The organism is Mariluticola halotolerans (assembly GCF_021611515.1).
GTDB classification, from domain to species: domain Bacteria; phylum Pseudomonadota; class Alphaproteobacteria; order Rhizobiales; family Devosiaceae; genus Mariluticola; species Mariluticola halotolerans.
Genome location: NZ_CP090960.1, coordinates 592,830 through 605,044 on the forward strand (window position 1 = coordinate 592,830; position 12,215 = coordinate 605,044).

A 12,215-nucleotide genomic window follows, 5' to 3' on the forward strand; every position below is an offset into this window, starting at 1 on the left:
TAAAGATGGCGAACATCAAAGTTGATGGCGAACTTATCGAAGTTCCTGATCATTTCACGCTGATGCAGGCGGCGGAAGCAGCGGGCGCGGAAATTCCGCGTTTCTGCTATCACGAGCGCCTGTCGATCGCCGGCAATTGCCGCATGTGTCTGGTGGAAGTGAAGGGCGGACCGCCCAAGCCGCAGGCCAGTTGTGCCATGGCGGTCAAGGATTTGCGTCCCGGCCCCAATGGCGAGCCGCCGGAAATGTTCACCAATACGCCCATGGTCAAGAAGGCCCGCGAAGGCGTGATGGAATTCCTGCTGATCAACCATCCGCTTGATTGCCCGATCTGCGATCAGGGCGGCGAGTGCGATCTGCAGGATCAGGCCATGGCCTATGGTGTCGACAAGTCGCGCTTTAATGAGAACAAGCGCGCGGTCGAAGACAAATATATGGGCCCGCTGATCAAGACGGAGATGACACGCTGCATCCAGTGCACGCGCTGTGTCCGGTTCGTCACCGAGGTTGCAGGTGTTTCCGAGCTTGGCCTGGTTGGCCGGGGCGAAGATGCGGAAATCACGCCTTATCTTGAGCGGGCGCTCTCCAGCGAATTGCAGGGCAATACGATTGATCTGTGCCCGGTCGGTGCGCTGACCTCAAAACCCTACGCGTTTCATGCCCGTCCCTGGGAATTGGTGAATACCGAAAGCGTCGACGTTATGGACGCGCTTGGCTCCAATATCCGTGTGGACAGCCGTGGCCGTGAAGTGATGCGGGTCTTGCCGCGCATTCACGAAGGCATCAACGAGGAATGGATTTCGGACAAGACCCGCTTCATCTGGGATGGTTTGAAATCGCAACGGCTCGATCGTCCTTATGTCCGCAAATCAAGAAAGCTGACGGAAGCCAGCTGGGACGAGGCGCTGGGTGTCGTGGCCAAAGCGGTCAAGAAGGCGGGTGCCAAAGTTGGCGCCATTGCTGGTGATCTGGCTGGCGTTGAAGAAATGTATGCGCTCAAGGGCCTGCTCGATTCCCTGGGATCGGGGATGACGGATTGCCGTCCGCCGATGTCCGGAATTGATCCGGATCTGCCGCGCGGCGCCTATATCTTCAATCCGGGTATCGCCGGTATTGAGGAAGCCGACGCCATTTTGTTGATCGGCACCAATCCGCGCAAGGAAGCTGCGGTGCTTAACGCCCGCATTCGCAAGCAGTGGCGTGCCAATGACGCCGCGATTGCACTTGTGGGTGAAGTCGCTGACCTGACCTATGATTACGAGCATGTCGGCACCGATATCGCCGCGCTCAAGACGATTGCTGATGGCAGCGCCAAGTTTGCCAAGGTGCTGAAAAAGGCCAAGAAGCCTTTGATCATTGTCGGCGAAGCCGCATTGTCCCATGCAGGTGTTGGCAAGCAGCCGGGCCGCGATGTCATGGCGCTGGCAGCGCAAATCGCCAGCGATTGCGGCGCGCTCGACAAGGGCTGGAACGGTTACGCTGTCCTGCACAATGCTGCGGCGCGCGTCGGTGGTCTCGATATTGGTTTCGTGCCGCATAATGGCGGTGTGTGTTCGGCCGATCAGATTGCACTGGCGGGCAAGGGCGAACTCGACGTTCTGTTCCTTCTGGGCGCCGATGAATATGATATGAGCGCCATGGGCAACGCTCTGGTTGTCTATATCGGCAGCCATGGTGATGCCGGTGCGCACCGCGCTGATGTGATCCTGCCGGGTGCCGCCTATACCGAGAAGTCGGCGACCTATGTCAACACCGAGGGGCGGGTGCAGCAGACGGCGAAGGCCGTGTTCGCACCGGGCGATGCCAAGGAAGACTGGTCGATCATCCGGGCGCTTTCCGCGCAGATCGGGCAGACCTTGCCCTATAATACGCTCAACGAGCTGCGCGCGGCGCTTTATGCAGAATTTCCGCATCTGGCGCGGCTGGACGTGGTTGAGGCGGGTGATGCCGCCGCCATCAAGAAACTGGCCAAGGTTCCGGCGCGCGGCAAAAACGTGCAGCTTGGTTCCGCGGTTGATGACTTCTATCTGACGAACCCGATTGCACGGGCCTCGGCGGTGATGGGCGAAAGCGCCCAGCTCGCACAGGGTCTGCGGCAGGCGGCGGAGTAGGGGGCACAATGGACTTCATATATTCAGCGCTGGACTATCTGCTCGGTGCGCCCATTCTTGGCCTCGGCACCATGGTCGGCTTTGTGTGGAAAGCCTTGCTGTTGCTTGTCGCTCTCCTGGTTTTCACCGCCTATGTGCTCCTGGCCGACCGCAAGATCTGGGCGGCTGTCCAGATTCGTCGCGGGCCAAACGTCGTTGGTGCTTTCGGCTTGCTGCAAAGTTTTGCCGATCTGCTGAAGTTCGTCTTCAAGGAGCCGGTTATTCCCGCCGGGGCCGACAAGGCCGTATATCTGCTTGCGCCACTGGTTGCGGTTTTGCTGGCGCTTGCCGCTTGGGCAGTTGTGCCGATTGATCAGGGCTGGGCGCTGGCCAATATCAATGTCGGTATTCTTTATATTTTCGCCATCTCGTCGCTGGGTGTTTACGGCATCATCATGGGCGGTTGGGCATCCAATTCGAAATATCCGTTTCTTGGTGCTTTGCGCTCGGCCGCGCAGATGGTGTCCTACGAAGTCTCGATCGGCTTTGTGATTGTCACTGTTCTGCTGTGCGTAGGCTCGCTGAACCTGACAGATATCGTGATTGCACAAAAGGAAATGGGGCTGGCGCACATGCTTGGCCTGCCGGCACTGAACTTCTTGAACTGGTTCTGGCTGCCGCTGTTCCCGATGTTCATCATCTTCTTCATTTCGGCGCTGGCGGAGACCAACCGGCCGCCCTTCGATCTGCCGGAAGCTGAATCCGAGCTGGTTGCAGGTTTCATGGTTGAGTATGGCTCGACGCCCTACATGATGTTCATGCTCGGCGAATATGTGTCGATCATCCTGATGTGCGCCATGACGACGATCCTGTTCCTTGGTGGATGGGCCTCGCCGCTGGAATTTGCACCGTTTACCTGGGTGCCGGGTGCTGTGTGGTTCATTCTCAAGCTCAGTCTTGTGTTTTTCATGTTCGCCATGGTGAAAGCTTTTGTGCCCCGTTACCGCTATGATCAGTTGATGCGTCTGGGCTGGAAGGTCTTCCTGCCGATTTCGCTGGTCATGATTTTTGTCGTTGCCCTTGTGCTGCAGCTTACGGGCTGGGGCTGGCACGGCGGCATGGCGTGAGGAGAAGAAGATGAAGTTTCTGCAATTCCTCAATTCGCTGCTGCTCAAGGAGTTCGTTGGCGCGTTCTTTTTGTCGATGCGCTATTTCTTTGCGGCGAAAAAGACCATTGCCTATCCGTTTGAAAAGGGGCCCGTGAGCCCGCGCTTTCGCGGTGAGCATGCCTTGCGCCGGTATCCCAATGGCGAAGAACGCTGCATTGCCTGCAAATTGTGTGAAGCAATCTGCCCGGCACAGGCGATTACCATTGAAGCCGGTCCGCGCCAGAATGACGGCACCCGCCGCACAGTGCGTTACGACATCGATATGGTGAAGTGCATCTATTGCGGCTTCTGCCAGGAAGCCTGCCCGGTGGATGCGATTGTCGAGGGGCCGAATTTTGAATTTGCGACCGAAACGCGCGAGGAGCTGTACTTTGACAAGCACAAGCTGCTCGAGAACGGTGACCGCTGGGAGCGTGAAATTGCGCGCAACCTCGCCACTGACGCACCTTACCGCTAGGGAAGAACGATGACCTTGCCACTGTTTTTCTTCTATGTTTTCGCGACCATCGTCGTTGCCTCGGCGTTCATGGTGATTTCGTCGCGCAACCCCGTGCATTCGGTGCTGTTTCTCATTCTGGCCTTCGTCAATGCGGCCGGGCTGTTCATGCTGGCCGGGGCCGAATTCCTGGCGATGATCCTGATCGTTGTCTATGTCGGCGCGGTTGCGGTGCTCTTCCTCTTCGTCGTCATGATGCTGGATGTGGATTTCGTCGAGCTGCGGCGCGGTTTTCTGCAATACATGCCGGTCGGTATTCTTGTCGGCATCGTGCTGCTGCTTGAACTGTTGCTGGTGGCGGGCAGCTGGGTGATCGCCCCTGATGTGGCAGGCGGAAGCGGCGTGCCGATCGATGCGAGCATTTCCAATACGCGGGCGCTCGGGCAGGTGCTTTACACGCGCTATGTCTATCTTTTCCTCGGCGCGGCCATGGTGCTGCTCGTGGCAATGATCGGCGCCATCGTTTTGACGCTGAAGCACAAGCCAAACGTCAAGCGGCAGGATGTTGCCGCCCAGGTTGCACGGACACCGGAGACTGCGGTGGAAGTGGTCAAAGTCAAAAGCGGGCAAGGGCTCTAAGGGGGTAATGATGGTACCGGTAATCGGACTCGGTCACTTTCTGACCGTTGGAGCAATATTGTTTACGCTTGGGGTGTTCGGAATTTTCCTGAACCGCAAGAACGTCATCGTCATCCTGATGTCGGTCGAACTTATTCTTCTGGCTGTGAACATCAATTTCGTTGGCTTCTCGGCACACCTCAATGATTTGTCGGGGCAGGTTTTCGCCTTGCTCATTCTGACGGTGGCCGCTGCGGAGGCCGCTATCGGGCTGGCGATCCTGGTGATCTTCTTCCGTAACCGCGGTTCGATCGCGGTTGACGATATCAACATGATGAAGGGCTAGGACGGTTATGATCCAGGCAATCGTCTTTTTCCCGCTTCTCGGCGCAATCATCGCCGGGCTGTTCGGTCGCACGATCGGGCATCGCGGTTCAGAAATTGTCACGTCCACGCTTCTGGTGCTGGCGGCCCTGTTATCGTGGGTTGTGTTCATCCAGACCGGGTTTGGCGGTCAGATGCTGGCTGAGGCCGGTCATGGTGAGGCCGCGGGCCATGCAGCCGTGATGAAGGTCGAAGTGATGCGCTGGGTCCAGTCCGGCGATCTCGATCTGCGCTGGGTGTTGCGCGTTGATACGCTGACGGCGGTAATGCTGGTTGTGGTGACCACGGTTTCCAGCCTCGTGCACATCTATTCCATTGGCTATATGCATGAGGACCCGTCGCGGTCGCGCTTCTTTGCCTATCTGTCACTGTTCACCTTCGCCATGCTCATGCTGGTAACGGCGGACAATTTCCTGCAGATGTTCTTTGGCTGGGAAGGCGTTGGTCTGGCATCCTATCTGCTGATCGGTTTCTGGTTCCAGAAACCATCGGCCAATGCCGCCGCCATGAAGGCCTTTGTGGTCAACCGCGTCGGTGATTTCGGTTTTATTCTCGGCATTTTCGGTGCCTTCATGGTGCTTGGCCATATTGATTTCGATGGCGCGTTCCATGCTGTTGAAGGCGCAAAAGGCTCCACCATTCACTTCCTTTGGGGTGACTGGGATGCAATGACAGTCGTCTGTCTGCTGCTGTTCATGGGGGCCATGGGCAAGTCGGCACAGTTCCTGCTGCACACCTGGCTGCCCGACGCCATGGAAGGCCCGACACCAGTGTCTGCGCTTATCCATGCGGCGACCATGGTTACCGCCGGTGTGTTCATGGTGGCGCGTCTCAGCCCGCTGTTTGAAGCCTCTGAAGTGGCAATGATGGTGGTGCTTTATGTCGGCGCGATCACGGCATTCTTTGCGGCCACAGTTGGCCTTGTGCAGAATGACATCAAGCGTGTTATTGCCTATTCAACCTGTTCACAGCTTGGCTACATGTTTGTGGCGCTGGGGGCAGGGGCCTATTCTGCAGGTGTGTTCCATCTGTTCACCCACGCCTTCTTCAAGGCGCTGTTGTTCCTTGGGGCGGGCTCGGTCATCCATGCGATGCATCATGAGCAGGATATGCGCAAGATGGGCGGCATTCGCGGCAAGATCCCGATCACCTACTGGATGATGATGATCGGCACGCTGGCGCTGACCGGTGCTGGCATTCCGGGTACGTCATTCGGTTTTGCCGGCTTCTTTTCCAAGGATTCGATCATCGAGGCGGCCTATGCCGTGGGCGGTACGGCGGGCACGTTTGCCTTCTGGTCGCTGGTCATTGCTGCCATGTTCACCAGCTTCTATTCCTGGCGTCTGGTCCATCTGACATTCCATGGCGAAACGCGGGCCGATCAACACACCTATGATCATGCCCACGAAAGCCCGATGGTCATGCTGATCCCGCTTTTCGTGTTGGCAGCTGGTGCTGTGCTGGCAGGGTTCCTGTTCTATGACAGCTTCTTTGGACACTTTGAGCACGTGGAACATTTCTTCGCTGGCTCGATCGTTGTTGGTGAAGAGATCATCGAGAATGCACACCATGTGCCGCTTTGGGTGAAATGGTCGGCGACAATCGCCATGATCATCGGCTTCCTTGTGGCCTGGCAGATGTATATGCGCGATCGCGACATGCCCCGGCGTCTCGCGGCCCAGCATCACGGCCTCTACAAGTTCTTGCTGAACAAGTGGTATTTCGATGAGCTCTACGATTTCATCTTTGTCCGCCCGGCTTTCTGGATTGGCCGCGCTTTCTGGAGCGGTTTCGACGACTGGCTGATCGACAAGACGATCATCGAGGGGTTGGGCAACCGGGTCAAAGCGGTTACCGCGCAGGTGGTCAAACTGCAGTCGGGTTATCTTTATCACTATGCCTTTGCGATGCTGATCGGCGTTGCGGCTCTACTGACCTGGGCCATTGCGGCGGGGGGACTTCTCTAGATGATTTTCGCGAACAATATTCTCTCGATCATCACGTTCCTGCCGCTCGTCGGCGCGATCTTTGTGCTGCTGGTGCCGGGTAGCGATGCCGTTGCTTTCGGCAATATGCGGCGTATCGCACTGGCAACGACCACGATAACCTTCGGCTTCACTTTGGCGATGTGGGGCATGTTCGATGCCTCCAATCCCGGGTTCCAGTTCGTCCAGAACCACGAGTGGATTGGTGGCGTTATTGGCTACCGCATGGGTGTTGATGGCATTTCGATGCTGTTTGTGGTGCTGACCGGCCTTTTGATGCCGTTGTGCATCCTGGCAAGCTGGGAAAGCATCCAGAAACGCGTCCGTGAATATATGGTCGCCTTCCTGCTGCTGGAAATGCTGATGATGGGCGTGTTTGCCACGCTTGATCTGGCCATGTTCTATGTCTTCTTTGAAGGCGGTCTGATCCCGATGTTCCTGATTATCGGTATCTGGGGCGGCAAGCGCCGCATTCAGGCGAGCTACAAGTTCTTCTTTTACACCTTCACCGGTTCGGTGCTGATGCTGCTGGCGATCATGGCAATGTACTGGCAGGCCGGTACGCTCGATATCGTTCAGCTTCTCAAGACTGACTTCCCGCCTGAAATGCAGACATGGCTCTGGCTGGCCTTCTTCGCCTCGTTTGCGGTGAAAATGCCCATGTGGCCTTTCCATCGCTGGCTACCGGAAGCGCATGTGGAAGCACCAACGGCTGGTTCGGTCATTCTGGCTGCTATTCTGTTGAAAATGGGTGGCTACGGTTTTCTGCGCTTCTCGCTGCCCATGTTTCCGGATGCCTCGGCCTATTTCGCCGATTTTGTTTTCTTCCTCTCGGTGGCCGCCATTATCATCACCTCGCTGGTGGCGCTGGTGCAGGATGACATCAAGAAGCTGATTGCCTATTCGTCCGTCGCCCATATGGGTTTCGTGACCATGGGTATCTTTGCCGCCAATGTTTATGGCGTGCAGGGGGCGATCTTCCAGATGATCAGCCACGGTTTTGTCTCCGGCGCGCTCTTTCTGTGTGTTGGCGTGATTTACGACCGCATTCATACCCGTGAGATTTCGGCTTATGGCGGTCTGGTCAACAGGATGCCCAAATACGCGGTCGTGTTCATGGTGTTCACCATGGCCAATGTCGGCTTGCCCGGTACATCCGGCTTTGTCGGTGAATTCTTGACCCTGTTCGGTGTGTTCCAGGTCAATACATGGGTGGCATTTGGTGCCGCGTTCGGTGTGATCCTTTCGGCTTGCTACGCGCTCTGGCTTTATCGCCGGGTGGTGTTTGGCGTGCTCGACAAGGAGAACCTGAAAGCCATTCTCGACCTCAGCCCCCGCGAAATGGTCATTCTGGTGCCTTTGCTGGTGCTGACGATCTTCTTCGGCTTCTATCCCGCGCCGCTTCTCGATGTCATTGCGCCATCGGTTGAGGTTCTGGTTCAAAATTATACGCAATCGCTCGACTTGACGGCTCCGCTGTCCACAGCGGCCCATTAGGAGATTATGATGAGCTCCGATTTGATCGATTTCGCATCGCTCGCACCGGCTTATCCCGAGCTGGTTCTGGTTCTGGGTGCGCTCGGCCTGTTGATGGCCGGCGTGTTCCTGCGCAAGGAAGCCATGGCCAGTCTGACAGGTATCGGCATCGGGCTGCTGATTGCAGTCGCGGTTCTGGTGATCATGTCACCGGCTGATGCCCTCATCTTCAACGGTGCTTTCGTGCAGGATGGTTTCGCCCGCTACATGAAAGCCCTTGTGCTGGCCGGTTCTGCTTTCGCACTGGTGCTTTCTGTTTCCAGCGCGACTGAAGAAGGTCTCAACAAGTTCGAGTATACGGTACTGGTCCTGCTGGCGACGCTCGGCATGATGATGATGATCTCGGCAAATGATCTCATGTCGCTATATATCGGCCTCGAATTGCAGTCGCTTGCGCTCTATGTCGTTGCCGCCATGAAGCGCGAGAGCTCGCGGGCGACAGAAGCCGGTTTGAAGTATTTCGTACTTGGCGCGCTCAGCTCCGGCATGCTGCTTTACGGTGCGTCGATGGTTTACGGCTTCACCGGCCATACCCAGCTCGATAAAATTGCGGAAGTCATCGCCCTCGGCGACCGCTCGATTGGTCTGGTCTTTGGTCTTGTATTCCTGTTGACAGGTGTCGCATTCAAGATTTCAGCCGTGCCGTTTCACATGTGGACGCCCGATGTTTATGAGGGTGCACCGACACCGGTGACAGCTTTCTTTGCAACAGCCCCGAAAGTTGCCGCAATGGCCTTGCTGGTGCGGTTGGTCACGGTGACGTTCGAGCCTATCTCCAATGACTGGCAGCAGGTTGTCGTCTTTCTGGCGCTCGCGTCCATGGTGCTGGCGGCATTCGCGGCCATTGGGCAAAAGAATATCAAACGCCTGATTGCCTATTCGTCCATTGGCCATGTCGGTTATGCCCTTGTGGGGCTCAGTGCTGATACCGCCGTAGGGGTGGAAGGCGTTGCCGTTTACATGGCGATTTACATGACCATGACCATTGGTGTGTTTGCCTGCTTGCTCTCGCTTCGGACCGAAAACGGGTTTGTCGAGGAAATCTCGGAACTGGCAGGTCTGGCGCAAGCCCGTCCCTTCGTGGCGGCAATCCTGGCGGTAATGATGTTCTCGCTGATCGGTCTGCCACCGCTGGCCGGGTTCTTTGCCAAATGGCAGGTCTTCCTCGCCGCCATTGAAGCGCGGTTGTTCATCCTTGCGGTTATCGGCGTCTTGTCGAGCGCGGTGAGTGCGTTCTACTACCTCCGGGTGGTGCGCACGATGTATTTTGATGAGCCGGTGCAGCAGTTTGCGGCCGTTCCAGGTGAGTTGAAGTTCGTCATGGCGCTTACCGGGTTTGTTATCGTGAGCTATTACCTGACCGTTGCTGGACCTCTGTCCAGCCTGGCCAGTGTTGCTGCGGCCAGCCTGTTCTAGTGATGACAAGCGTCCGGGCACCACATACGCATGGGCACCGCGCAAGGTGAGACGTTTTCAGCTCGGACCAAAAGCGCGTTCGGCCGGGTTTCGGCTGAACGCTTACGACAGTGTTGGTTCAACCAATAGTGAAGCGGCGGCGGCGATTGCGACGGGTGATCCTGGCAATTGCTGGTTTGCGGCTTTGCAGCAGACTGCAGGCCGCGGGCGTCGCGGGCGCCATTGGGAAACACCTCACGGTAATCTTGCAGCCAGCCTGTTGCTGCGTCCTGATACGGATCCCGCATTAACAGCGACGCTTGGCTTTGTGGCGGGGGTTGCCCTTAATGGCGCGCTGGCAGAGGTGTTGCCAGAGGCGCAAATGAAGACCGGTATTGATGGGGCTGACGGTTTCGCCAACACCGGTCCGGCGCGGATTGCATTGAAATGGCCAAACGATGTGCTGGCCGATGGCGCAAAACTCGCCGGCATTCTGCTCGAAGCGCAGAGTGGGGCAGGCGGCGCGCCGATAATCACCATCGGGTTTGGTGTCAATGTCGTTGCTGCACCGCAGGGCTTGCCCTATCCTGCAGTCAGCGTTGCGGAACTGAATGTGGCCGCCGATGCAGCGATGATCTTTGAAGCTTTGGCTGAACACTGGGTTGACGCTTATGCGCTCTGGAACAATGGCCAGGGCGTTAAAGCTGTTTTGGCTGAATGGCGGCAATCGGCCGCCGGTATCGGCACTGATGTGGCCATCAACATGGATGGCCGGGTTGTCCGGGGTATTTTCGAAACCATCGATGATGCCGGGCGTTTAATTGTAAGAATGGATGATGGGCAGCGCGTGCCCGTTGCCGCAGGAGATGTGCATTTTGGCACAACCGCTTCCATCAGGATGTAGCGGCAGAACGGAGTATCAATGGCTAAAGCTAGTCACGACGAAATGGTTTTTGTGCCCCTTGGGGGCGTCGGTGAAATCGGCATGAATATGGCGGCCTATGGATTTGGGCCCGCACAAAACCGCAAATGGATTGTTGTCGATTGCGGCGTGACCTTCGGCGGTCCAGATACGCCGGGTGTCGATCTGATCATGGCCGATCCGAGCTTTCTCGAAGAGCAGGGCGACAATGTGCTGGGGCTCGTGCTCACCCACAGCCACGAAGATCATTATGGCGCTGTCCTTGATCTGTGGCCGGGTTTTGACAAGCCCGTCTATGCCACGCCCTTCACATCGGCCATGCTGGAAGCCAAGCGGATTTCCAACGGGATTACCGAAAAGGTCGAGGTTATCGGCATGCGCCCGGGTGTGCCCTTTGATATCGGGCCGTTCACCGTGGAAGCGATCAACATGGTGCACTCCATTCCGGAGAGCAATGCCTTGCTGATTTCGACCCCGGTAGGGCAGGTGCTGCACACAGGTGACTGGAAGCTGGATTTCAATCCGGTGGCCGGTGCGCCAACCGATGCGGACAGGCTGAAGCAGCTCGCCAAGCGCGATTTGCCTCTGGCGCTGATCTGCGACAGTACCAATGCGATGAAGGATGGCGAAAGCCCGGCTGAATCCGAGATCGGCGATACGCTGGCGAAACTGATCGCCGAAGCGCCGCACCGTGTGGCGATTACCACTTTCGCCTCCAATGTTGGGCGCATTGTTTCGATCGCCCGTGCTGCCGAGAAAAATGGCCGCAAGGTTGTGCTGTCGGGCCGGGCCTTGCACCGTGTTGCCGGCATTGCGCGCGAACTGGGTTTGCTCGAAGGCATTCCCGAGTTTCTTGACCAGAACATGTTTGACCAAGTGGCGCGCGACAAGGTTGTGCTGCTGTGCACGGGCAGCCAGGGCGAATCCCGCGCTGCGGTTGCGCGTATTGCGCGGGGCGAACATCCGGCCATTGAACTGGCACCGGGTGACACAATGATTTTCTCGTCCTGGGCTATTCCCGGCAATGAGCGCGAAGTCATCGATATCCAGAACCGTCTGATTGATCGCGGCGTCAACCTCATCACCAATAGCCATGACCGTGTGCATGTTACCGGCCATCCCCGGCGTGGTGAGCTGATCGAGCTTTATGACTGGGTGAAGCCGGATGTGCTTATCCCGGTACATGGCGAAGCCGCGCATCTGGAAGCGCATGCCAAGCTGGGCAAGGCGCAGGGCATCAAAACCGTTATCTCGATTCGCAATGGCGACATGGTGCGCCTTTTCCCCGAGACAGTGACCATGCGCGGCGAAGTGCCGGTCGGGGTGCTTTATCTCGATGGTGAGGTGTTGTGTACGCCTGAGGAAAGTGGTGTGCGGGGTCGCCGCAAATTGTCTTTTGGCGGGTCCGTGGCGATCAGCCTTTGTATCGACAAGCGGGGAGAACTGGTTTCAGGGCCTGATCTTGAAATCGATGGGCTGCCCGAGCTTGACGATGACGAAGAGGAATCACCCAGCGATATCGCCCGCAAGACCGTGCGCGGTGTGATGCGCGGCATGCCGCCGAAGCGGCGTGGGGACCCTGAGGTTCTGGGCGAGGCAATTAGACGCGGTGTGCGCGGCGAAATTGCGTCGTATTGGGGACGTAAACCAAACGTGACGGTTTTCGTCCATCGGGTGTAA

Annotated in this window: 10 protein-coding genes; all 10 read left to right on the forward strand. The window is 57.3% G+C overall.

Annotated elements, in window-relative coordinates:
• Window positions 1–5 precede the first annotated feature (5 nt).
• Window positions 6–2,111 (forward strand): NADH-quinone oxidoreductase subunit NuoG, encoded by a 2,106-nt coding sequence (gene nuoG / locus L1P08_RS02835; protein WP_303618497.1) that lies wholly within the window; start codon window positions 6–8, stop codon window positions 2,109–2,111.
• 71 nt (window positions 2,112–2,182) lie between these two features.
• On the forward strand, window positions 2,183–3,217 hold the full coding sequence (gene nuoH / locus L1P08_RS02840) for an NADH-quinone oxidoreductase subunit NuoH (protein ID WP_438268450.1): 1,035 nt from the start codon (window positions 2,183–2,185) through the stop codon (window positions 3,215–3,217).
• 10 nt (window positions 3,218–3,227) lie between these two features.
• The gene (gene nuoI / locus L1P08_RS02845; protein ID WP_303618499.1) at window positions 3,228–3,716 is read left to right on the forward strand and encodes an NADH-quinone oxidoreductase subunit NuoI; all 489 of its coding nucleotides are present in this window, start codon (window positions 3,228–3,230) and stop codon (window positions 3,714–3,716) included.
• A gap of 9 nt (window positions 3,717–3,725) precedes the next feature.
• Window positions 3,726–4,334, forward strand: coding sequence for an NADH-quinone oxidoreductase subunit J (locus tag L1P08_RS02850; RefSeq protein ID WP_303618500.1), 609 nt, complete (start codon window positions 3,726–3,728; stop codon window positions 4,332–4,334).
• Window positions 4,335–4,344: 10 nt separating this feature from the next.
• Window positions 4,345–4,659, forward strand: a complete 315-nt coding sequence (gene nuoK, locus L1P08_RS02855) for an NADH-quinone oxidoreductase subunit NuoK (protein WP_303618501.1) — start codon at window positions 4,345–4,347, stop codon at window positions 4,657–4,659.
• Between the two features lie 7 nt (window positions 4,660–4,666).
• Entirely contained in the window at window positions 4,667–6,664 is a 1,998-nt protein-coding gene (gene nuoL, locus L1P08_RS02860; RefSeq protein WP_303618502.1) for an NADH-quinone oxidoreductase subunit L, read from the forward strand.
• On the forward strand, window positions 6,665–8,179 hold the full coding sequence (locus L1P08_RS02865) for an NADH-quinone oxidoreductase subunit M (protein ID WP_303618503.1): 1,515 nt from the start codon (window positions 6,665–6,667) through the stop codon (window positions 8,177–8,179).
• A gap of 9 nt (window positions 8,180–8,188) precedes the next feature.
• Entirely contained in the window at window positions 8,189–9,634 is a 1,446-nt protein-coding gene (gene nuoN / locus L1P08_RS02870; RefSeq protein WP_303618504.1) for an NADH-quinone oxidoreductase subunit NuoN, read from the forward strand.
• Between the two features lie 46 nt (window positions 9,635–9,680).
• Window positions 9,681–10,517 carry a biotin--[acetyl-CoA-carboxylase] ligase gene (locus tag L1P08_RS02875; RefSeq protein WP_303618505.1) on the forward strand — a complete coding sequence of 279 codons (837 nt, stop codon included), beginning with the start codon at window positions 9,681–9,683 and terminating at the stop codon, window positions 10,515–10,517.
• 18 nt (window positions 10,518–10,535) lie between these two features.
• The gene (locus tag L1P08_RS02880) at window positions 10,536–12,215 is read left to right on the forward strand and encodes a ribonuclease J (protein ID WP_303618506.1); all 1,680 of its coding nucleotides are present in this window, start codon (window positions 10,536–10,538) and stop codon (window positions 12,213–12,215) included.